This window comes from Pseudomonas thermotolerans DSM 14292 (genome assembly GCF_000364625.1).
Lineage (GTDB): Bacteria > Pseudomonadota > Gammaproteobacteria > Pseudomonadales > Pseudomonadaceae > Aquipseudomonas > Aquipseudomonas thermotolerans.
Genome location: NZ_KB822629.1, coordinates 1 through 19,416, shown reverse-complemented (window position 1 = coordinate 19,416; position 19,416 = coordinate 1). Strand labels below are relative to the sequence as shown.

Sequence of the window (19,416 nt, the reverse complement as noted above, 5' to 3'; positions counted from 1 at the left end):
TCAGCTTGTAGAGGAACACTGCGGCGACGATGATCCAGGCGATCGGCCAGAGGCCATAGGCGAAGCCGTAGGCGGCGGAGGCGAAGGCCATGTCGGCGGGCATGCCGAAGACGAAGATGGCAACCAGCAGCGACAGCGCCAGGGTGACGGTACCGGCGACGTGGCCCTTCATGCGGAACACCGCCAAGGCCAGGAAGAAGAACACGATCGGCACGAGGGCCGCGAGTGCCGACAGACCGAGGCTGCCGAGTGGGGTGTAGAGCTGCTGCCAGGCTTGCATCTTGGATGGCTCCCTGAGTTCTTGTGATGGGTGTGCCCAGGCCGGGTCGCGGATTCAGCGGGCCGACGGGCTGCTGACAGGCATATCGGGTTGACCTCGGCGTTCGCGCTGCCTAGATTGGTAAGACCAATTTACAAAGGCGACGATTCAGGGTAAGAGCAGCACGGAAAGACTGTCAAATTGACGCACTACGACTTTGGTCGGAGGACTTGCTCGCTGGACGTCGGCCACCCTCTGCGCGCAACCTTTGCGGCCAGCCGCAAGAGCACGCCGGCAGTGGCCTCGGCGGGCGAGTGAGCAGAACAGGAGAAGAAGATGAGCTTCGGGCAGATCCAACCGCGCCGTCTATCGGATGACATCGTCGCGCGGATCGAGACGATGATTCTCGAAGGCACCCTGAAGGCCGGCGAACGGCTGCCGGCGGAGCGGGTGCTGGCCGAGCAGTTCGGCGTGTCGCGGCCCTCGCTGCGCGAAGCGCTGCAGAAGCTGGCGGCCAAGGGCCTGCTGATCAGTCGCCAGGGAGGCGGAACCTTCGTTACCGAGAGCCTGGGGTCCACCTTCAGCGATCCGCTTCTGCAGCTCCTGGAGAACAACCCGGAGGCGCAGCGCGACCTGCTGGAGTTCCGCCATACCCTGGAAGGCTCCTGCGCCTACTATGCGGCCCTGCGCGCCACCGAGGTGGATCAGCAGCGCCTGCGTGAGGCTTTCGAGACCCTACAGCAGTGCTACGCTCGCGAGCCGAGCAAGATCAGCCGGGCCGAGGAAGGCGCCGCCGACGCGCGCTTCCACCTGGCGATCGCCGAGGCCAGCCACAACGCCGTGCTGCTGCACACCATCCGCGGCCTGTTCGACCTCCTGCGGCGCAACGTGGTGACCAACATCGGCGGCATGTACGCCCAGCGCAGCGAGACTCGCGAGATACTGATGCGCCAGCACCGGGCGCTGTTCGAGGCGATCATCGAGCGGCGTGCCGAGGACGCGCGGGAAATTTCCAGTCAGCACATCCACTACGTGCAGGAGGTGCTGTCGGAAGCGCAGCGGGAGGCGGAGCGCACCGCCCGGGCGCAGCGCCGCGGCGCCCTGGGCTAGCGGAGAACGGGCGGCAAGGCGACTGCCCGCCACGTGCAGAGGGTCAGTCTTCCTTGCCCTTGTTGCGCACCGCGCGCTGTATCTCGCGGTTGGAGTCGCGCTCCCGCTCGGTGTGGCGCTTGTCGTATTCCTTCTTGCCCTTGGCCAGGGCTATCTCGCACTTGACCAGGTGCTTCTTCCAATACAGCGACAGAGCCACGCAGGTGAAGCCCTTCTGCTGCACGGCGCCGAACAGCTTGCCCAGCTCGCGGCGGTTGAGCAGCAGCTTGCGGGTGCGGATCGGGTCGGCGATCACGTGGGTGCTGGCGGTCTTCAGCGGGGTGATGTGGCAGCCCATCAGCCAGGCCTCGCCGTCCTTGAGCAGAACGTAGCTGTCGACCAGTTGGGCCTTGCCGGCGCGCAGACTCTTCACTTCCCAGCCGGCCAGGGCCAGGCCCGCCTCGAAGCGTTGTTCGATGAAATAGTCGTGCAGCGCCTTCTTGTTCAGCGCGATGGTGCCCTGCGGATGTTTCTTTTGCTTAGCCATAGGGCGCGCATTATAGGGAGTCGCCGACCCGCTGGCGACAGGGGCGGGGTTGAGAGCCGGGATCGAATTGCCGACAATGCCGGTCCTTTTATTCCGTGCGGCGTATTCCCCGGCCCGCAGCCATACTTCAGGGCCTTGGGGATCGCTGTGCCGCCCTGGAAGAGAACCGTCAATGAGTACCCACATCCAACGCTCCGCCCTGCTGCCCTACCCGGCGCAGTCGCTGTACGATCTGGTCAACGACGTGGCTCGCTACCCGGAGTTCCTGCCCTGGTGTTCGGCCAGCGAGATTCTCGAGGTCAGCGAGCAGCACATGCTGGCCCGTCTGGTAGTCGCCAAGGGCGGCCTCAGCCAGCAGTTCGTCACCCGCAACCTGCTGGTGCCGGGCGAGCGCATCGAGATGAACCTGGCCGAGGGGCCCTTCAAGGAGCTGCACGGCGTCTGGCAGTTCAAGGCACTCAACGACAAGGCCTGCAAGATCAGCCTGGACCTGTCCTTCGACTACTCCGGGCCGCTGGTCAAGGCCAGCCTCGGCCCGCTGTTCAACCAGGCGGCCAACACCATGGTGGATGCTTTCTGCCAGCGGGCCAAGCAGCTGTTCGGGTGAGGCGATGGACAGACTCATCTCGGTCGAAGTGGTCCATGCCCGGCCGGACAAGCAGGTCATCCTGCGCCTGACCCTGCCCTACGGCACCACGGCCCGCGAGGCAGTGCTGCGTTCCGGCATGGAGGAGCATTTCCCTGGTCTGCACCTGCACGAAGCGCCGCTGGGCATTTTCGGCAAGCAGTTGCCAAAGCCCGAGGAGCGGGTGCTGGAGGACGGAGAGCGGGTGGAGATCTACCGGCCGCTGATCGCCGATCCCAAGGAGGTGCGCAAGCTGCGCGCGGCACGGGCGGCCCAGGCGAAAGCCGCCGCCAATGAGGCGAATGGATAAGCTCGATGGATGCGGGATGCGAAAAAGCCCGGCATTGGCCGGGCTTTTTCGTGCTGGAGAAGGTCTTACTGCAGATCGGTATCCAGGGGTTCGGGGATTGGCACCGGAGTGGTTTCCACCTCGTCGATCTCGCGCTGGATCTGCTCTTCCAGGGAGCCCGGACGGGCCGGCTGCTCGGCTTCCTGGGCCGCCTCGGACGGCTCCGCCGGGCTCGGCGCTGCGGCTTCCACACTGGTGTCGGCCTGGCCCATGATCGCCTGGTCGCGGCTGACGCCCGGCATGAAGTCGCCGGACAGGCCGACCAGCTGGTCGTCGTCGTTGAAGAACAGGGAGATGCGTTCCTGCTGGCGCTGCCCGCCGCCAGGCTGGATGCTGTACAGATAGTCCCAGCGGTTGGCGTGGAAGGTGTCGGTGATCAGCGGGTTGCCCATGATAAACCGCACTTGGCGTCGGGTCATTCCAGGGCGCAACTGGTCTATCATATCTTGGGTGACCACATTGCCCTGTTGAATGTCGATCTTGTAAACCCCGGGAAAACAGCCGGCGAGTGCGATGAGCCCCATGAACGTGAGGCTGGTCAGCAAGAGCTTGATGTTTGGCATCGGTGGGAGACTTCCACTATCTTGGCAGGGCAATTTGACCGCCGATCATACCCGTATTGAAGGCCGCTGAGAAACAGCGGCACCAGAGAAAGCTGACCATGGTTGAAAACAACGAACTACGCAAGGCCGGCCTCAAAGTGACCCTGCCGAGGGTCAAGATCCTGCAGATGCTCGACAACAGTGAACACCGCCACATGAGTGCGGAGGACGTCTACAAGGCCCTGATGGAAGCGGGCGAGGATGTTGGGCTGGCCACCGTCTATCGTGTGTTGACCCAATTCGAGGCCGCAGGCCTGGTGGTCCGTCACAACTTCGATGGCGGTCATGCCGTGTTCGAGCTGGCCGACGGCGGTCACCACGACCATATGGTGTGCGTCGATACCGGCGAGGTGATCGAGTTCATGGACGCCGAGATCGAGAGGCGCCAGAAGGAGATCGTCAGGGAACATGGTTTCGAGCTGGTCGATCACAACCTGGTGCTCTACGTCCGCAAGAAGATGTGAGCCCCGGCCTTTGAGGCAGACGACAACAGGAAGGCGGCCCCATGCCGCCTTCCTTGCATTTGGGCTTCTTTTTGGGTTCATCGAGGCCGCCTTCCCCGGGAAAGCGCGATGAACCAAAAAAAGCAGCCCCCAACCGGCAGCCGCTCGAATCAATCACGGAGTTGCTTACATCGCGCGGCCACCATGACCAGTAGCCACGCTCTATTGGATTACCGTTCGAGGATCGCGGTCACACCCTGGCCGCCGGCCGCGCAGATGGAGATCAGCCCGCGGCCCTTTTCCGCAGCTGCCAGCAGCTTGGCGAGGTTGGCGACGATGCGCCCTCCGGTGGCGGCGAACGGGTGGCCGGCGGCCAGGGAGCTGCCCTTGACGTTGAGCTTGGCGCGGTCGATGGCGCCCAGGGGCGCGTCCAGGCCGAGGCGGGTCTTGCAGTACTCGGCATCCTCCCAGGCGCGCAGGGTGCACAGCACCTGGGCGGCGAAGGCTTCGTGAATCTCGTAGTAGTCGAAGTCCTGCAGCTTCAGGCCGTTGCGGGCGAGCAACCGCGGCACCGCGTAGACCGGCGCCATCAGCAGGCCCTCCTGGCCGTGCACGAAGTCCACCGCCGCCGCCTCGCCATCGCGGAAGTAGGCGAGGATCGGCAGACCGCGGGCCTTGGCCCACTCCTCGCTGGCCAGCAGCACGGCGGAGGCGCCGTCGGTGAGGGGCGTGGAGTTGCCGGCGGTGAGGGTGCCGCGCGGCCCCTTATCGAATACCGGCTTGAGGCTGGCGAGCTTCTCCAGGCTGATGTCCGGGCGCAGGTTCTGGTCACGGGTCAGGCCCAGGTAGGGGCTGACCAGGTCGTCGTGCCAGCCCTCGGCATAGGAGGCGGCCAGCTTGAGGTGGCTCTCGTAGGCCAGCCTGTCCTGTTCGTCGCGGGGGATCGCCCAGGTCTGCGCCATCTGCTCGCAGTGCTCGCCCATGGACAGCCCGGTGCGCGGCTCGCCATTGCGCGGAATGCTCGGCAGCAGGTGGCGCGGACGGATCTTCAGCAGGCTCCTGAGCTTCTCAGCGGTGGTCCTGCCGCGGTTGGCCTCGAGGAGGATGCGCCGCAGCCCCTCGTTGACCCCGATGGGCGCGTCCGAGGTGGTGTCCACGCCGCCGGCGATGGCGCTGTCGATCTGCCCCAGGGCGATCTTGTTGGCGGTGAGGATCACTGCCTCCAGGCCGGTGCCGCAGGCCTGCTGGATGTCGTAGGCCGGGGTCTGCGGCGACAGCCGGGTGCCCAGCACGCACTCGCGGGTCAGGTTGAAGTCGCGGGAGTGCTTGAGCACCGCGCCGGCCACTACCTCACCGATCCGCTCGCCGTGCAGGTTGAAGCGCTCCACCAGGCCCTCCAGGGCCGCGGTCAGCATCTCCTGGTTGCTCGCGGTGGCGTAGACGGTGTTGGAACGGGCGAAGGGAATGCGGTTGCCGCCGACGATGGCGACCCGGCGCAGTTGGGCCATGGGGAACTCCTTGCTGAAAGGGAAAGACTGGCGACAAGGCTAGCCAGCGCCGAGGCGCCTGCATTGGCCGACTCGCCGCAACGCGGGTCAACTGGGTCAATGCAGGAATCGGCCGGCTGCGTAGAGTGGCCGCTACCACGCTAGGATTCAGCCCATTGTCGATTTCTGGAGCCCATCCATGTCCGACCGCTATCTTGCCTTCGCCAACTCCAACGTCGGCCGCCGCCTGGTCGGCGCCCTCGGCCTGCCGGCCCCCGTGCGTCTGGAACGCTGGACCGCAGGACGCAACCGGCCGGTGGACGGCGCCCTGCTGATCGGCGGCGAAGGTCCGCTGGCCGAGGCAGTCGCGGCCTTCCACCAGCGCCTCACCGACCGCAGCTTCGCCGACGTCGAGCAGCGCTTCGGCCTGCCGCGCTGGACCGCCGAGCACGGCCCGAAACTCAAGGCCCTGGTGTTCGACGCCAGCGGCATCGCCAGCACCGAACAGCTGGACGCCCTGCGCACCTTCTTCCAGCCGGCGCTCAAGGGCCTGGACCGCTGCCCCCATGTGGTGATCCTCGGCCGCGCCCCGGAAACCCTCAAGGATCCCTTCGCCGCCAGCGCCCAGCGCGCCCTGGAAGGCTTCAGCCGCTCCCTGGCCAAGGAGATCCGCCGCGGCGGCAACGTGCAGCTGCTGTACGTTGCCAAGGGTGCCGAGGACCAGCTGGAAGGCGCCCTGCGCTTCTTCCTGTCGCCGAAGAGCGCCTACGTTTCCGGCCAGGTGCTGCGCCTGGGCGCTTGCGCAACCCAGGTGACCGACTGGACCCGCCCGCTGGCCGGCAAGCGCGCCCTGGTCACCGGCGCCAGCCGCGGCATAGGCGCGGCCATCGCGGAAACCCTGGCCCGGGACGGCGCCGAGGTGCTGCTGCTCGACGTGCCGGCCGCCGCCACCGCCCTGGAGGCCCTGGCCGCGCGTCTCGGCGGACGTGCCCTGGCCGTGGACATCTGCGCCGAGGACGCCGCAGCCCGGCTGATAGAGGCCCTGCCGGACGGCCTGGACATCCTGGTGCACAACGCCGGCATCACCCGCGACAAGACTCTGGCGAAGATGAGCGAGTCGTTCTGGAACTCGGTGATGGACGTCAACCTCAAGGCCCCGCAGCAGCTCACCAAGGCCCTGCTGGATGCCGGCACCCTGCGCGACAACGGCCGCGTGGTGCTGCTCGCCTCCATCAGCGGCATCGCCGGCAACCTCGGGCAGACCAACTACGCGGCCAGCAAGGCCGGGCTGATCGGCCTGGCTCAGGCCTGGGCGCCGATGCTCGGCAAGCGCGGCATCAGCATCAACGCGGTGGCCCCGGGCTTCATCGAGACCCAGATGACCGCCGCCATCCCCTTCACCATCCGCGAGGCCGGCCGGCGCATGAACTCCATGGGCCAGGGCGGCCAGCCCCAGGACGTCGCCGAGACCGTGGCCTGGCTGGCCCAGCCGGGCAGCGGCGCGGTCAGCGGCCAGGTGCTGCGGGTCTGCGGGCAGAGCCTGCTCGGCGCTTGATCCGACCATGGCCCTCGCCCGCCCGGGCGGGGGCCAGCCTCAGGCCGGCTCGGCCTGATAGCCTTCCTCGCGGATCGCCTCCAGCACCGCGGTATCGCTCAGACTGCCTTCCACCCGGACCTCGCCAGTGCCCAGGTCCACCTGTACCCTGGCCTGCGGGTCGCGGGCCTGCAACGCCTGGGTGACGGCCCGCACGCAGTGCCCACAGCTCATACCCCGCACCTTGAAGATTCGCATCGTCGTTCCTCCGCTTCACTGAACGCTGGCCACAGCATCCACCTTGACACGAGGTCAAGGTCAAGCGGAATCGACCGGCCGCGACAGCGCGCCGCGCCCGGACCGGATCGGCACCGGCCCGCTCCCCACTCCCGACGCTGATGCAGGCCGGGACTTGACCTTGACCTTGTGTCAAGGTTGATCCTGTGCACAGCGCACCAGAAAGGAGATCGCCATGTCCGCGCCCACCACCTTCGACCTGCCGATCAGCGGCATGACCTGCGCCAGCTGCGCCGGCCGCGTCGAGCGGGCGCTGGCCAAGGTACCCGGCGTGCAGCGCGCCGAGGTCAACCTGGCCAGCGAGCGGGCCCGTCTGGAAGTCACGAACACGCCGCTGCAGAGCCTGATCGAGGCCGTCGAGGCGGCCGGCTACCAGGTACCCGAGCGCAGCCTGGAACTGGCCATCGAGGGCATGACCTGCGCCAGCTGCGCCGGCCGCGTGGAACGGGCCCTGGCCCGGGTGCCGGGGGTCTGCGCGGTAAGCGTCAACCTGGCCAGCGAACGGGCCCATCTGCAACTGCTCGATTCCGTGGATACCGGCGCCCTGCTCCAGGCGGTGGCGGCCGCCGGCTACCAGGCGCAGCCGCTGGACGCGGAAGGCCCGGCGGCAGACCCGGCCGAACGCCGCCTGCGCCGCGAGCGCCGGGTGGTGCTGCTCGCCCTGCTGCTGGCCGCGCCCCTGGTGCTGCCGATGTTCGCCGCCTGGTTGGGCCTGCACTGGATGCTGCCGGCCTGGCTGCAGTTCGCCCTGGCCACCCCGGTGCAGTTCCTGCTCGGCGCGCGCTTCTACCGCGCCGGCTGGCAGGCCCTGCGGGCGCGCACCGGCAACATGGACCTGCTGGTCGCCCTAGGCACCAGCGCCGCCTACGGGCTAAGCCTCTACCAATGGTGGCAGGCGCCGTCCGGGGCCATGCCGCACCTGTATTTCGAGGCGGCGGCGGTGGTGATCGCCCTGGTGCTGCTCGGCAAGTACCTGGAAAGCCGCGCCAAGCGACAGACCACCAGCGCCATCCGCGCCCTGGAGGCGTTGCGCCCGGAACGCGCCATCCGCCTGCGCGACGGCGTAGAGGAAGAGGTGACGATCGCCGCCCTGCGCCTCGGCGACCTGGTGGTGGTCAGACCCGGCGAGCGCTTCCCGGTGGACGGCGAGGTGCTGGAAGGCCAGAGCCACGCCGACGAGACGCTGATCAGCGGGGAAAGCCTGCCGGTACCCAAGCAGCCCGGCGCCCGGGTCACCGCCGGGGCCATCAACGGCGAGGGACGCCTGCTGGTGCGCACCAACGCGCTGGGCAAGGAGACCGTGCTGGCGCAGATCATCCGCCTGGTGGAGGACGCCCAGGCCGGCAAGGCGCCGATCCAGAAGCTGGTGGACCGGGTCAGCGCGGTGTTCGTGCCGGCGGTGGTGCTGCTCGCCCTGCTCACCCTGGCGGTCTGGCTGGCCCTCGGCGCCGGTCTGGAAAGCGCCCTGCTCAACGCCGTGGCAGTGCTGGTGATCGCCTGCCCCTGCGCCCTCGGCCTGGCCACGCCCACGGCGATCATGGCCGGCACCGGCGCGGCGGCGCGCCACGGCATCCTGATCAAGGACGCCGAGGCCCTGGAGATCGCCCACCGGGTGACCGCGGTGGCCTTCGACAAGACCGGCACCCTGACCTCTGGCAGGCCGCGCATTGCCCATCTGCGAGCGCTGGACGGCAACGAAGATGAACTGCTGCGGCTCGCCGGCGCCCTGCAGCGCGGCAGCGAACACCCGCTGGCCAGGGCGGTACTGGAGGCCTGCCGCGAACACGGCCTGAGCCTGCCGGCGACCAGCGACAGCCAGGCCCTGGCCGGGCGCGGCATCGCCGCCAGCCTGGACGGGCGCCGCCTGGCCCTCGGCAACCGCCGCCTGTTGGATGAAAGCGGCCTGGCCCCTGGCGCACTGGAGGCCGACGCCCGGACCTGGGAGGCCGAAGGGCGCACCCTGTCCTGGCTGATCGAGCAGGCGCCACGGCCGCGGCTACTCGGTCTGTTCGCCTTCGGCGACACCCTCAAGCCGGGCGCCGCCGAGGCCATCGCCCACCTGCACGCGCGGGGCATCCGCACCCACCTGATCAGCGGCGACAACCCCGGCAGCGCCGGCGCGGTGGCGCGGACCCTGGGCATCGATGACGTGCACGCCGAGGTGCTGCCGGCCGACAAGGCCGCCGAGGTGGCGCGTCTGAAGGCCGGCGGGGCCGTGGTGGCGATGGTCGGCGACGGCATCAACGACGCCCCGGCGCTGGCCGCCGCGGACGTCGGCATCGCCATGGGCGGCGGCACCGACGTGGCCATGCAGGCCGCCGGGATCACCCTGATGCGCGGCGACCCTCGCCTGGTGCCGGCGGCCCTGGCGATCAGCCAGCGCACCTACGCGAAGATCCGCCAGAACCTGTTCTGGGCCTTCGTCTACAACCTGGTGGGCATCCCGCTGGCCGCCGCTGGGCTGCTCGACCCCATGTTCGCCGGCGCGGCCATGGCGTTCTCCAGCGTCAGCGTGGTGAGCAACGCCCTGCTGCTCAGGCGCTGGCAGCCGGAACGGGAGTGAGGCGATGCGTGGAGGAAAACGGCTGAACATCGGCCAGGCCGCCAGGGCCAGCGGACTCACCCCGAAGATGATCCGCTACTACGAGGCCATCGGCCTGCTGCCGGCCGCCGGGCGCCGCGACAACGGCTACCGGCAGTTCGACGAACAGGACCTGCACACCCTGGCGTTCATCCGCCGGGCACGAGACCTGGGCTTCACGTTGGAGGAGGTGGGGCGGCTGCTGCAGCTCTGGCAGGACCGCCAGCGCGCCAGTGCCGACGTCAAGGCGCTGGCCGCAGCGCACATCGAGCGCCTGAACCGCAAGATCGCCGAGCTGGCCGGACTGCGCGACACCCTGCAGGAACTGGTGGACCACTGCCACGGCGACCACCGGCCGGACTGCCCGATCCTCAGGGATCTGGAGTCCGGTGGTGGCTGCGGGCACTGCCACTGAAGTGCCCACGCCGGATCAGAGGTGGATACCGCCGGCCACCTCGCTGCGCGGGCCGATCTGCACGACCTTCCCCGGCGCGGCCGGCAGCGGGCCGCACAGTGGCCGGACGACAGGCGTTCAGCCACGCAGCAGCCGCTGACGCAGCGCCTCGATGGCGTAGCGCACCTTGGCCGGCTGCGCCTTGCGCCGCGGGGTGATCAGGTAGACGCCGAGCGAGGGCGGCTGCCAGTCCGGCAGCACCGCCAGCAGACGGCCGCTGGCCAGCTCATCGCGCACCTCCGGCTCCGGCTGCAGGGAAATCCCCATCCCGGCCAGGGTGAACTGACGCACCGCGAGGATGTTGTTGCCGCACACCCGGGGCTCCAGGCGCAGCCGCTCCTCCACCCCGCCCGGCCCGCGCAGCACCAGCGGACCGTTCAGACCACTGCTCAGGGCCAGCCAGTCGAGGCCGGGCAGTTGGCCAGGCGAGCTGATCGGCCCACTGCGCGCCAGGTAGGCCGGGGCGACGCAGAGCACCTGGCGTAGCTCGCCGAGATGGCGGGCCACCAGGCTGGAGTCGTCAAGGCGGCCGACGCGGATCGCCAGGTCGATGCGTTGCTCGATCAGGTCGATCTGCTCGTCGTGGAACAGCAGGGTCAGACGCAGCCCGTCGTGGGCGCGCAGCAGCGGCGCCAGGGCGTCGCTCAGCGGCCGTCCGGCAAAGCCCACCGGGGCGGCGATGCGCAGCTCGCCCATCGGCGCGTCGCGCAGCTCGGCCAGGCGCTGTTCGGCCTCGCGGGCCAGCTCCAGCACCTGGGCACAGCTACGGTAGAAGGTGGCCCCGGCCTCGGTGAGGGTCAGCTTGCGGGTGGTGCGGTGCAACAGGCTGATTCGCGTACTCTCCTCCAACCTGCGGATCTGCTGGCTGACCGCCGAGGCGGTCATGCCCAGCGCCTCGGCGGCGGCCACCATGGAGCCGCGCTCGACTACGGTGGCGAACACCGCCATGCGTTTCAGCTGTTCCATTGTTAAGCCCCGATTAATTGTCAAAGTGGTTTTAGCCGGTTTTTCCGGCCTTTACCCATTGCAATCATGGCAAACATCCGAATCACTTCGAGGAACCGTCATGAAAATCGCCCTCATCGGCGCCACCGGCTTCGTCGGCAGCGCCCTCCTCCAGGAGGCCCTGAACCGCGGCCACAGCGTCACCGCCATCGTCCGCCATCCGGAGAAGCTGCCAGCCCACCAGCGCCTCGTCCCCCAGGCCGCCAGCGTCTATGACGCCGAGGCGCTCGCCCGCGTCCTGGCCGGTCACGACGTGGTGGTCAGCGCCTTCAACCCCGGCTGGAACGATCCCGAGATCCGCCAGCACTTCATCGCCGGCAGCCAGGCCATCCTCGCCGCCACCCGGACGGCCGGCGTGCGGCGCCTGCTCGCGGTGGGCGGCGCCGGCAGCCTGTACGTCGCGCCCGGCGTGCAGTTGATCGACACGCCCGAGTTCCCCGCTGCCTACCGAGAAGGCGCCGAGGGTGCCCGCCAACTGCTGAACATGCTGCGCGACGAACAGGCGCTGGACTGGACCTTCGTCTCGCCACCCGCCCTGCTCGAGCCCGGCGAGCGTAGCGGGCGCTACCGCCTCGGCGGCGACCAGTTGCTGATGGACGGCGAGTCCCCGGCGCGCATCTCGGTTGCGGATCTCGCGGTGGCCATCGTCGACGAGCTGGAGCGCCCGCAGCACCCGCGCCGCCGCTTCACCGTCGGCTACTGAACGAGGTCGCCATGCTTCTCAGCGCCACCTCCCACGTCGCCACCGCCACCCCGGCACGCTACATCGCCCGCCTGTGCCGGCACTTCGCCCACCGGCTGCCGGTGCAGTTCGACGACTGCCACGGGCGCATCCAATTCGACTTCGGCCTCTGCCTGCTGCAAGCCGACGACCGGGGCCTGGCGCTGCGGGTGGATGCGCCCGACGGCCAGGCTCTGGCCAAGCTCAAGCATATGGTCGGCACCCATTTCGAGCGCTTCGCCTGGCGGGACCAGCTGAACCTGGAGTGGCAGCCCGCCTGAGCGGGCCGCCCGCGGCAGGCAAACGCCCGTTTGGATTGCGCATTCCAGCCCCGCCACCCAGCATGGCAACGCCCCATCCGCGGATGACGGGCCCTGAATTTGCATCAGCCGAGTACCATCCACCGACGTCCGAGGCCCGACCATGCGCATCCTGCAAGCGACCCTGGAGCACCTGGACCTGCTGACTCCGCTGTTCGTCAAATACCGCGAGTTCTACGGCGAGCTGGCCTTCCCCGAGGCCTCGCGGCGCTTCCTGGAGAAACGCCTGCGCCGCAAGGAGTCGGTGATCTACCTGGCCATGCCCGACGACGAGGACAAGCTGCTCGGCTTCTGCCAGCTCTACCCCAGCTTCTCGTCGCTGTCGCTGAAGCGTGTGTGGATCCTCAACGACATCTACGTCGCCGAGGAGGCGCGCCGCCAGCTGGTCGCCGACCGCCTGCTGCAGACCGCACGGAAGATGGCTAAGGAGACCAATGCGGTGCGCATGCGGGTGTCCACCAAGGTGGACAACACGGTGGCGCACAAGGTCTACGAATCCATCGGCTTCCACGAGGACACCGAGTTCAAGAACTACGTGCTGCCGATCAACCCCGACTACGACTACTGAAACGCCTGCCGCGCGGCGCCCGCACCAGGACGGTGCAGGCAACTGCCGGCTGCCCACCGAAGCCACGCCAGCCGCAGCGTGGCGCTCTCCTGTCGCCCGTTGCCGACACAAGCTGCGACAAACTGCCCCCGCGAAGCCGGTGGCAGGTCGTATAATCCGCCCATCCGCAATGAAAGACGCCTCTGCTGGTTGGGGGCGCACCCGCACCACGGCCACCCCGACGGCCAGAAAGGCGATTCATGGACTTCAACCCGATCGACCTGATTCTGCACCTGGATTCCTACCTCAACCTGCTGGTGACCAACTACGGAACCTGGATCTACGCCATCCTGTTCTTGGTGATCTTCTGCGAGACTGGCCTGGTGGTGACGCCCTTCCTGCCGGGCGATTCGCTGCTGTTCATCGCCGGAGCGATCTGCGCCGGCGGCGGCATGGACCCGCTGCTGCTCGCCGCACTGCTGATGCTCGCCGCCACCAGCGGCGACAGCGTCAACTACGTGATCGGGCGAACGGCCGGGGAGAAACTGTTCCGCAACCCCGACTCGAGGATCTTCCGCCGCGACTACCTGCAGCGCACCCACGAGTTCTACGACCGCCACGGTGGCAAGACCGTGACCCTGGCGCGCTTTCTGCCCATCCTGCGCACCTTCGCGCCCTTCGTTGCCGGCATCGGCCACATGCCCTACCCGCGCTTCCTCGGCTTCAGCGTGCTGGGCAGCGTGCTCTGGGTCGGCAGCCTGGTGACCCTCGGCTACTTCTTCGGCAACGTGCCCTTCATCAAGCAGAACCTCTCCCTGCTGGTGCTGGGCATCATCGCCCTGTCGCTACTGCCGATGATCATCGGCGCCGTCCACCATCGGCTGCGCCGCCCCACGCCCGGCGCCAACGTCAAGCAGGCCAGCTGAAAACGCCGATGTGGTCACTGCGCCGCTGGCGACGCCAACGCATCCTCGCCCGCAACCCCGTCGACCCGCAGCACTGGGCCGAGGTGCGGGCGCGCCTGCCGATCCTCGACGGTCTCGATGAGCACGAGGAGCAGCGCTTGAAGGAGCGCTGCGTGCTGTTCCTCCACGACAAACGCCTGACCGCCCTGCCCGGTGTCGAACTGGACGCCAGCGACCGCCTGTTCATCGCTGCCCAGGCTCAGCTGCCGCTGTTGTACCTGGCGGACCTGGACTGGTATCGCGGCTTCCACGAGATCGTTCTCTATCCCGACGACTTCCTCAGCCCGCAGCGCCACCGCGATGCCGCCGGCGTCGAGCACGAATGGGCCGAGGAACGCAGCGGCGAGGCCTGGCTGCAGGGCCCGGTGATCCTCGCCTGGCCCGGGGTGCAGAGCAGCGGCGGCTGGGACGCCTACAACCTGGTGATCCACGAGCTGGCCCACAAGCTGGACATGCTCAACGGCGACGCCAACGGCCTGCCGCCACTGCACCGCGACATGCGCATCGCCGACTGGGCCGCCGCCATGCAGGCCGCCTACGACGATCTCAACGCCAGGCTCGACCGCGATCCCGAGGCGGAAACCGCCATCGATCCCTACGCCGCGGAAAACCCCGCGGAATTCTTCGCGGTGACCAGCGAATACTTCTTCACCGCCCCGGATCTGCTGGATGAGGCCTACCCGGCGGTATACGCCCAGCTCAGGGCCTTCTACCGCCAGGACCCGCTCGCCCGCTTGCGCCGTCTGCAGGCCGAACACCCCGACTACCGTCCGGCCGAATACGACCAATGACTGCGTGGTAAGCGCTCCGGAATGTGCCTATAATCGCGCCCACTTTTTTGGCCTACCCCTTGGGAGATGCCCATGAGCTATAGCAAGATCCCGGCCGGCAAAGACCTGCCGAACGACATCTACGTCGCCATCGAGATCCCGGCCAACCACGCGCCGATCAAGTACGAAATCGACAAGGACAGCGACGCCCTGTTCGTCGACCGCTTCATGGCCACTCCGATGTTCTACCCGGCCAACTACGGTTACATCCCCAACACCCTGGCGGATGATGGCGACCCGCTGGACGTGCTGGTCGTGACCCCCTACCCGGTCGCCCCGGGCTCGGTGATCCGCGCCCGTCCGGTCGGCGTCCTGCACATGACCGACGAAGCCGGTGGCGACGCCAAGCTGCTGGCCGTACCGCACGACAAGCTGACCGTCCTCTACAAGGACGTGCAGGAATACACCGACCTGCCGGCCCTGCTGCTCGAGCAGATCAAGCACTTCTTCGAGAACTACAAGGACCTCGAGAAGGGCAAGTGGGTGAAAGTCGAGCGCTGGGGTAACGCCGAAGAGGCGCGCGCAGAAATTCTCAAGGCGGTTGCGGCTTACCAAAAATAAGCCAAACCCACCCCCGAAAAGCCGGCCACAAGCCGGCTTTTTTATCGCCCCAAGAAATCTCGCAAGATCCCACAGCCCTAGTAAATACGGGACTTTCAGCTTAGCATCCATCCCAGACAATCCCGAAAGCATCCACGAAATCCCCCTCCAAGGTGTGGGTCAGGGTGTGGGTCGAGAAGTGTGGGTTAGGTAACGGAATGGGCAAGCTAAGCAGCAAGACGGTGGAGTCGATCGCCAAGGCTGGAACACCAGGAAAAACCAATGATGGCGACGGCTTGTACTTCCAGGTATCCAAAGCCGGAGGCACAAGCTGGATCTTCCGCTATAAGCTCGACGGCAAAGGCCGCGAGATGGGGCTAGGCCCATTTCCGGAAGTTTCACTTAGCCAGGCTCGCCAGCTGGCTGCCGACCAACGCAAGCTGCTCGCCTCCGGGGTCGATCCCCTGGCTGCACGCGATGCGGCGCGAGAGGCCAAGCGCGAAGCCGAACGTCAAGCAGCAGCACGCCGCACCACCTTCGAGGATCTCGCCCGGGAATACCAAGAAGCCCACGGCGCTAGCTGGTCTGAGAAATGGAGAAAAGGGTGGATTCGTAAGCTGGAGCTCTACGCCCTCCCGAAGATTGGCACGCTATCGGCGAACGCCATCACTACCGAGCACGTACTCGCTGTTCTGCAGCCTATCTGGGCCACGAAGACCCGTACTGCTGATGAGGTACGCGGCCAAATCGAACAAATACTGGATGCAGCCAAGGCTCGGCGCTTACGCGAGGGGGACAATCCTGCCCGCTGGCGCGGACACTTGGACAACCTACTGAGCAAGGCAGAGAAAAAGAAGGCCAGGCAGCGCCAGCACTTTCCAGCACTGCAATGGAAAGACACTCCGAAGCTGATAGCCACCCTGGCCAACATCGATACACGTGACGCCATCGCAGCCAGGCTGCTGATTCTGACCGGCGCTCGTTACCACATGATCCAACATGCTCAATGGTCCGAGTTTGACCTCGAAGCTGGCACTTGGGCACTGCCGGCTGAGCGCATGAAGATGCGAAAACCTTTCGTCATCCCGCTATCACCACAGATAGTCGAGATGCTGGAAAGCATGAATAAGACTCATTCAATATATCTTTTCCCTGGGCAAGGGAAGACTGGTGTCATGCATGGCAACGCAGTACGCAACCTGCTGCACAAGCTGGGGTATGCAGACATCACGAGACATGGCTTTCGATCGACCTTCCGGGATTGGGCAAACGAATGCACCAACTATCCGCGAGAGGTGTGCGAGCTTGCGCTTGCCCATGACGAACGCGACCAGACCGAAGCAGCCTATTCACGCTCCGATCTTCTGGAGAAGCGCAGAGCTCTGATGGCAGACTGGGCAGATTTCTGCACAAGCCTGCAATGAGGAGGTTCGCATCAAGGGACTACATCGAACGCAGACGCCCGATGATGACCTGATGGAGTGAGCACATTCAGCAAGCAGCTACCGGCAATCTTTCGATGTCAGCTATCAAGGAAAGTCGGGACAGAAAGGTCGTTTCGATACGCTGATTAGTGCCAACTACCGTTAAGCAGACGGTAGTAACAGGCAGCAACCGGCCAATAGCAGTCATCCGTGCTTGCGCGGGGACGCGGTCGACGTCTTAGCAAGCTGGGGCGCTTCGCCTGCCGCTTTCAGCAGCAGCCTGAACGCGCTCCAGCCGCAGGCACGAACAAAGCCTCAACGATGTTGCAACCTGAGACAGTCGATCCCAGGCAGGTCGACTCGCAGGTGCCAGACATCGTGAGTAACTGCTCACGGATTTTTTTAAGATTCGTAACCTTCTGCTCAACGGCGGCAAGGTGTTTTTTCACAACTGTGAGGGCTTCTCCGCATAGGTTGTCGGCATCTGCTGAGAGCGTTATCAGCTCGCGGATATCCAGGCTGGTCCACGCGGTAGATCCAATCAGCTCTCGGTTGAAAAGTAATAGGGCCACGCGTAACAGGGTCAGCAAAGTTACTAATAGTGCTGCACTGCCAAAAAGGAAGGCCAGGTGTTCGCTTAGGCCAAGTTTTTCTTTCGCATTGGAGGCTTCAGCGGACGCTGGCATGCGGGGAGGCATAATGGGTAGCCTTCTATAATTTAAGAATTGGAAGCTATAACAGGATTAAACCCCAAGTAAGGGCGATCAGTATCAGTGCAATGAGTTGCGCCGCACTTCCCATATCCTTGGCTTGTTTAGACAGTGGGTGGATGCTCAGGGAAATACGGTCAACAGTGCTCTCTATGGCTGAGTTGAGTAGCTCCACTACCAACGCCAGCATCGGCACGAGCATTAGCAGTACGCGCTCACTGTGGGTCACGTCCACCACACAGGCCAGCGGCAGAAGCACTGCATTTAATAACAGCAGTTGCCTGAAAGCCGCTTCGCCTTGAAACGCTGCCCGCAAACCTGCCAGCGAGTATCTAGTGGCATAAATAATGCGGATAAAGCCGCTGCGACCTTTCAACGAGAGGGCATCCAATTCGTCGCTCTGTGGCATGTTGCTCATGGCTGCAACACTCCAGCAGGGTTGTTCAGCGCTTGCTGATAGGCCTGGTGGAGAAACAACAGATCAGTTTCAGGCATGTTTCCACGGTGCCGCCCTAACTGGCCTAGGTCACGGCGAGCAGCGTCTTTGATTCGTAGACGTCGGCGGCTTTTTTCAAGATCGAGCAAGGCTATTTCGACCGTCACCGTGCCGCCTTCGTTTACCTGGGATTTGACGAAGATATGCTTGGGATAACAGCAACCATGCTGCCAGCCCGCCAGATGCAAGCGTGCTAGGGTTGTTGCGAGTTGTATCAGTGCAGCCGTCGTAAGCGCGGCACTATTCTCAACGGCGTACCACTGCTCTAGGCTGACAAAGCCTTGCAGGGCTTCGGTAACCAGCAGCGCCTGCCAGGCACCATGTTTCTGCCGTGCAGTGCAGTAAACGACGTTAGGTGTCTTGATGCCCAGGCGGGCAAAAGCGCGATAGGCCTGCAGTTCTCGCAGGATGGTCGGGCGGCCAAACGGATGCAAAAAAGTTCGGTAGGTATGTCCAATCTGACGCTTGCAGTACAAGGGTGGCCGCATTAAATCGCGCTGCTGCAACAACTGAACGCCGCTTTCGCCACCACGTCGCTTGTTGGCCGGTTCAACCCAGATACCGGAGCTATTCCACCAGCGATCAAATTCTGTAGTGATGAGCTGCGGCGATGCTTTTTCGGTCATTACGCCCATGGCTCAGGCCTCCTTGCGCAGCACATAGGTGCGCCACATGGCGTAGCCTGGAAGAAAATCTAGGTGATCGACGACGCGGAAGCCGGCTTGTTTAAATTCATCCTCGATAACTGACTTGGCTACGACAAATCGGTTTTGGTTTTGTGACGCCCGGCCTTCATCTGCTCGCCGCTGTTCCAGGCGGCGACGCTTCCATGCCTTGTAGTTGCCATCAACCCAGAGCGAAAGTATTACGCTATCGCGGCTAACGCGATGGAACTCACGCAGAATGGCCAGTCGGTGCTCAGATGATTCAATGTGATGCAGCAGACGTATGCAGAAGATGCAGTCCACCGCATTGACACCCAGGTCAATATCAAACGCCGAAGTCTGAAAGGTATTCACCCGCGAGACTACCTCTGGCGGTTGTGCGGCGCATGCTGTAGCGAGCATATCGGCTGAGTTATCGGCGGCGAGGATCACCCGATTGGGCTGCTCGCAAAGCATGGGCCAGAAACGCCCAGCACCACAGGGCAAATCCAGCACCAAATTGGGTTCATCTGCTAGCTGTAGAGCCCTGCGCGCCACCTGAATATCGCGCCAGTGCGACAGCTGCCGAGCCAAGCCATCCTGATGTTTAATCAGGTACTGCTGAGCATGCTCTTGGTCATATTTACGGGAAAATTCGAGTTCGATGGGATTTGGTTTCGACATGGCGAGGCGTCCACAAGAAGGTACGCTCGCCACACTAGGGGGGTGGGCATCATGGCCCTGTCAAAAGGATGTGAAAAAATCGTCTGATCTTGCCCAGCAGTCGTGGACACAGGTTTAAGCACTCATCCGGGCCTCGAAGGCCTCCGGGCTGATGTGCCCCAGCGTGCTGTGTCGCCGCTGGCGGTTGTAATCGGTTTCGACGTATTCAAACACGGTTTCACGCATCTGGGCGCGGCTCGTGAAGCGCTCGCCGTGGATGCACT

At 65.4% G+C, this 19,416-nt stretch carries 25 protein-coding genes; 14 read left to right on the top strand and 11 right to left on the bottom strand.

The features are described 5' to 3' along the window. A partial coding sequence (locus H165_RS18785) for an L-lactate permease (RefSeq protein ID WP_036987388.1) occupies positions 1-280 on the bottom strand: 280 nt, incomplete at its 3' end. A 315-nt stretch (positions 281-595) separates the two neighbouring features. On the opposite strand from H165_RS18785, the gene H165_RS0116965 reads away from it, so the two are divergent. Next, a complete protein-coding gene (locus H165_RS0116965; protein WP_017940140.1) occupies positions 596-1,369 on the top strand; it encodes a GntR family transcriptional regulator in 774 nt (257 codons plus the stop codon). Between the two features lie 43 nt (positions 1,370-1,412). Here H165_RS0116965 and smpB read toward each other — a convergent pair whose 3' ends face one another. Further along, the gene (gene smpB / locus H165_RS0116960) at positions 1,413-1,895 is read right to left on the bottom strand and encodes an SsrA-binding protein SmpB (protein WP_017940139.1); all 483 of its coding nucleotides are present in this window, start codon (positions 1,893-1,895) and stop codon (positions 1,413-1,415) included. Between the two features lie 172 nt (positions 1,896-2,067). Between smpB and H165_RS0116955 the strand changes: the two genes are divergently transcribed. Beyond that, entirely contained in the window at positions 2,068-2,502 is a 435-nt protein-coding gene (locus tag H165_RS0116955; RefSeq protein ID WP_017940138.1) for a type II toxin-antitoxin system RatA family toxin, read from the top strand. Positions 2,503-2,506: 4 nt separating this feature from the next. Further along, on the top strand, positions 2,507-2,830 hold the full coding sequence (locus H165_RS0116950; protein ID WP_017940137.1) for an RnfH family protein: 324 nt from the start codon (positions 2,507-2,509) through the stop codon (positions 2,828-2,830). A gap of 65 nt (positions 2,831-2,895) precedes the next feature. On the opposite strand, the gene H165_RS0116945 is transcribed toward H165_RS0116950, so the two are convergent. Further along, entirely contained in the window at positions 2,896-3,432 is a 537-nt protein-coding gene (locus H165_RS0116945) for an outer membrane protein assembly factor BamE (protein WP_026146698.1), read from the bottom strand. A gap of 98 nt (positions 3,433-3,530) precedes the next feature. Here H165_RS0116945 and fur point away from each other — a divergent pair, with 98 nt between their 5' ends. Continuing rightward, positions 3,531-3,935, top strand: a complete 405-nt coding sequence (gene fur / locus H165_RS0116940; RefSeq protein ID WP_017940135.1) for a ferric iron uptake transcriptional regulator — start codon at positions 3,531-3,533, stop codon at positions 3,933-3,935. A gap of 209 nt (positions 3,936-4,144) precedes the next feature. Here fur and H165_RS0116935 read toward each other — a convergent pair whose 3' ends face one another. Next, positions 4,145-5,422 (bottom strand): acetyl-CoA C-acetyltransferase, encoded by a 1,278-nt coding sequence (locus H165_RS0116935; RefSeq protein ID WP_017940134.1) that lies wholly within the window; start codon positions 5,420-5,422, stop codon positions 4,145-4,147. 178 nt (positions 5,423-5,600) lie between these two features. Here H165_RS0116935 and H165_RS0116930 point away from each other — a divergent pair, with 178 nt between their 5' ends. Continuing rightward, entirely contained in the window at positions 5,601-6,956 is a 1,356-nt protein-coding gene (locus H165_RS0116930) for a 3-oxoacyl-ACP reductase (RefSeq protein ID WP_017940133.1), read from the top strand. A 39-nt stretch (positions 6,957-6,995) separates the two neighbouring features. Here the strand turns inward: H165_RS0116930 and H165_RS0116925 are convergent, their stop codons facing one another. Further along, positions 6,996-7,193, bottom strand: coding sequence for a heavy-metal-associated domain-containing protein (locus tag H165_RS0116925; protein ID WP_017940132.1), 198 nt, complete (start codon positions 7,191-7,193; stop codon positions 6,996-6,998). A 214-nt stretch (positions 7,194-7,407) separates the two neighbouring features. On the opposite strand from H165_RS0116925, the gene H165_RS0116920 reads away from it, so the two are divergent. Together H165_RS0116920 and cueR are read left to right on the top strand one after the other, a co-directional pair. After that, on the top strand, positions 7,408-9,795 hold the full coding sequence (locus H165_RS0116920; RefSeq protein WP_017940131.1) for a heavy metal translocating P-type ATPase: 2,388 nt from the start codon (positions 7,408-7,410) through the stop codon (positions 9,793-9,795). Between the two features lie 22 nt (positions 9,796-9,817). Further along, a complete protein-coding gene (cueR, locus tag H165_RS0116915) occupies positions 9,818-10,228 on the top strand; it encodes a Cu(I)-responsive transcriptional regulator (RefSeq protein WP_026146697.1) in 411 nt (136 codons plus the stop codon). Positions 10,229-10,345: 117 nt separating this feature from the next. On the opposite strand, the gene H165_RS0116910 is transcribed toward cueR, so the two are convergent. Continuing rightward, the gene (locus tag H165_RS0116910) at positions 10,346-11,233 is read right to left on the bottom strand and encodes a LysR family transcriptional regulator (RefSeq protein WP_026146696.1); all 888 of its coding nucleotides are present in this window, start codon (positions 11,231-11,233) and stop codon (positions 10,346-10,348) included. Positions 11,234-11,333: 100 nt separating this feature from the next. On the opposite strand from H165_RS0116910, the gene H165_RS0116905 reads away from it, so the two are divergent. From H165_RS0116905 to H165_RS0116875, 7 genes are all read left to right on the top strand, one after another. Next, positions 11,334-11,975 carry an NAD(P)-dependent oxidoreductase gene (locus H165_RS0116905; protein WP_017940128.1) on the top strand — a complete coding sequence of 214 codons (642 nt, stop codon included), beginning with the start codon at positions 11,334-11,336 and terminating at the stop codon, positions 11,973-11,975. 11 nt (positions 11,976-11,986) lie between these two features. Then, positions 11,987-12,274, top strand: a complete 288-nt coding sequence (locus tag H165_RS0116900) for a DUF2218 domain-containing protein (protein ID WP_017940127.1) — start codon at positions 11,987-11,989, stop codon at positions 12,272-12,274. A gap of 142 nt (positions 12,275-12,416) precedes the next feature. Further along, positions 12,417-12,881, top strand: a complete 465-nt coding sequence (locus tag H165_RS0116895) for a GNAT family N-acetyltransferase (RefSeq protein WP_017940126.1) — start codon at positions 12,417-12,419, stop codon at positions 12,879-12,881. 239 nt (positions 12,882-13,120) lie between these two features. Continuing rightward, positions 13,121-13,786, top strand: coding sequence for a DedA family protein (locus tag H165_RS0116890; RefSeq protein WP_017940125.1), 666 nt, complete (start codon positions 13,121-13,123; stop codon positions 13,784-13,786). 8 nt (positions 13,787-13,794) lie between these two features. Continuing rightward, on the top strand, positions 13,795-14,616 hold the full coding sequence (locus H165_RS0116885) for a M90 family metallopeptidase (RefSeq protein ID WP_017940124.1): 822 nt from the start codon (positions 13,795-13,797) through the stop codon (positions 14,614-14,616). A gap of 72 nt (positions 14,617-14,688) precedes the next feature. Then, positions 14,689-15,216 carry an inorganic diphosphatase gene (gene ppa, locus H165_RS0116880; protein ID WP_017940123.1) on the top strand — a complete coding sequence of 176 codons (528 nt, stop codon included), beginning with the start codon at positions 14,689-14,691 and terminating at the stop codon, positions 15,214-15,216. Between the two features lie 197 nt (positions 15,217-15,413). Then, positions 15,414-16,619: a tyrosine-type recombinase/integrase gene (locus H165_RS0116875; protein ID WP_026146695.1), complete on the top strand. Its 1,206-nt coding sequence runs from the start codon at positions 15,414-15,416 to the stop codon at positions 16,617-16,619. A 269-nt stretch (positions 16,620-16,888) separates the two neighbouring features. Here the strand turns inward: H165_RS0116875 and H165_RS19360 are convergent, their stop codons facing one another. The 5 genes from H165_RS19360 to H165_RS18780 form a co-directional block, all read right to left on the bottom strand. Beyond that, entirely contained in the window at positions 16,889-17,317 is a 429-nt protein-coding gene (locus tag H165_RS19360; RefSeq protein ID WP_169333537.1) for a MerR family DNA-binding protein, read from the bottom strand. Positions 17,318-17,351: 34 nt separating this feature from the next. Next, positions 17,352-17,738 carry a diacylglycerol kinase gene (locus tag H165_RS0116870; RefSeq protein ID WP_026146694.1) on the bottom strand — a complete coding sequence of 129 codons (387 nt, stop codon included), beginning with the start codon at positions 17,736-17,738 and terminating at the stop codon, positions 17,352-17,354. Positions 17,739-17,743: 5 nt separating this feature from the next. Beyond that, positions 17,744-18,460 (bottom strand): lipopolysaccharide kinase InaA family protein, encoded by a 717-nt coding sequence (locus H165_RS19355; protein ID WP_081609376.1) that lies wholly within the window; start codon positions 18,458-18,460, stop codon positions 17,744-17,746. Between the two features lie 3 nt (positions 18,461-18,463). Beyond that, the gene (locus H165_RS19350; RefSeq protein WP_074917971.1) at positions 18,464-19,153 is read right to left on the bottom strand and encodes a class I SAM-dependent methyltransferase; all 690 of its coding nucleotides are present in this window, start codon (positions 19,151-19,153) and stop codon (positions 18,464-18,466) included. Positions 19,154-19,267: 114 nt separating this feature from the next. Further along, positions 19,268-19,416 (bottom strand): IS3 family transposase (locus H165_RS18780; RefSeq protein WP_017940120.1); only part of this gene is annotated, 149 nt, incomplete at its 5' end.

Bases quoted from the DNA above. Each gene is read 5' to 3' on its own strand.
- H165_RS0116875 (WP_026146695.1), top strand. From the start codon at position 15,414: ATGGGCAAGCTAAGCAGCAAGACGGTGGAGTCGATCGCCAAGGCTGGA.
- H165_RS0116895 (WP_017940126.1), top strand. From the start codon at position 12,417: ATGCGCATCCTGCAAGCGACCCTGGAGCACCTGGACCTGCTGACTCCG.
- H165_RS0116925 (WP_017940132.1), bottom strand. From the start codon at position 7,193: ATGCGAATCTTCAAGGTGCGGGGTATGAGCTGTGGGCACTGCGTGCGG.
- H165_RS19350 (WP_074917971.1), bottom strand. From the start codon at position 19,153: ATGTCGAAACCAAATCCCATCGAACTCGAATTTTCCCGTAAATATGAC.
- H165_RS0116965 (WP_017940140.1), top strand. From the start codon at position 596: ATGAGCTTCGGGCAGATCCAACCGCGCCGTCTATCGGATGACATCGTC.
- H165_RS0116890 (WP_017940125.1), top strand. From the start codon at position 13,121: ATGGACTTCAACCCGATCGACCTGATTCTGCACCTGGATTCCTACCTC.
- H165_RS0116910 (WP_026146696.1), bottom strand. From the start codon at position 11,233: ATGGAACAGCTGAAACGCATGGCGGTGTTCGCCACCGTAGTCGAGCGC.
- H165_RS0116945 (WP_026146698.1), bottom strand. From the start codon at position 3,432: ATGCCAAACATCAAGCTCTTGCTGACCAGCCTCACGTTCATGGGGCTC.
- H165_RS19360 (WP_169333537.1), bottom strand. From the start codon at position 17,317: ATGCCTCCCCGCATGCCAGCGTCCGCTGAAGCCTCCAATGCGAAAGAA.
- H165_RS0116955 (WP_017940138.1), top strand. From the start codon at position 2,068: ATGAGTACCCACATCCAACGCTCCGCCCTGCTGCCCTACCCGGCGCAG.
- H165_RS0116950 (WP_017940137.1), top strand. From the start codon at position 2,507: ATGGACAGACTCATCTCGGTCGAAGTGGTCCATGCCCGGCCGGACAAG.
- H165_RS19355 (WP_081609376.1), bottom strand. From the start codon at position 18,460: ATGGGCGTAATGACCGAAAAAGCATCGCCGCAGCTCATCACTACAGAA.
- H165_RS0116935 (WP_017940134.1), bottom strand. From the start codon at position 5,422: ATGGCCCAACTGCGCCGGGTCGCCATCGTCGGCGGCAACCGCATTCCC.
- H165_RS0116885 (WP_017940124.1), top strand. From the start codon at position 13,795: ATGTGGTCACTGCGCCGCTGGCGACGCCAACGCATCCTCGCCCGCAAC.
- H165_RS0116900 (WP_017940127.1), top strand. From the start codon at position 11,987: ATGCTTCTCAGCGCCACCTCCCACGTCGCCACCGCCACCCCGGCACGC.
- H165_RS0116930 (WP_017940133.1), top strand. From the start codon at position 5,601: ATGTCCGACCGCTATCTTGCCTTCGCCAACTCCAACGTCGGCCGCCGC.
- smpB (WP_017940139.1), bottom strand. From the start codon at position 1,895: ATGGCTAAGCAAAAGAAACATCCGCAGGGCACCATCGCGCTGAACAAG.
- fur (WP_017940135.1), top strand. From the start codon at position 3,531: ATGGTTGAAAACAACGAACTACGCAAGGCCGGCCTCAAAGTGACCCTG.
- H165_RS0116905 (WP_017940128.1), top strand. From the start codon at position 11,334: ATGAAAATCGCCCTCATCGGCGCCACCGGCTTCGTCGGCAGCGCCCTC.
- ppa (WP_017940123.1), top strand. From the start codon at position 14,689: ATGAGCTATAGCAAGATCCCGGCCGGCAAAGACCTGCCGAACGACATC.
- H165_RS0116920 (WP_017940131.1), top strand. From the start codon at position 7,408: ATGTCCGCGCCCACCACCTTCGACCTGCCGATCAGCGGCATGACCTGC.
- H165_RS0116870 (WP_026146694.1), bottom strand. From the start codon at position 17,738: ATGCCACAGAGCGACGAATTGGATGCCCTCTCGTTGAAAGGTCGCAGC.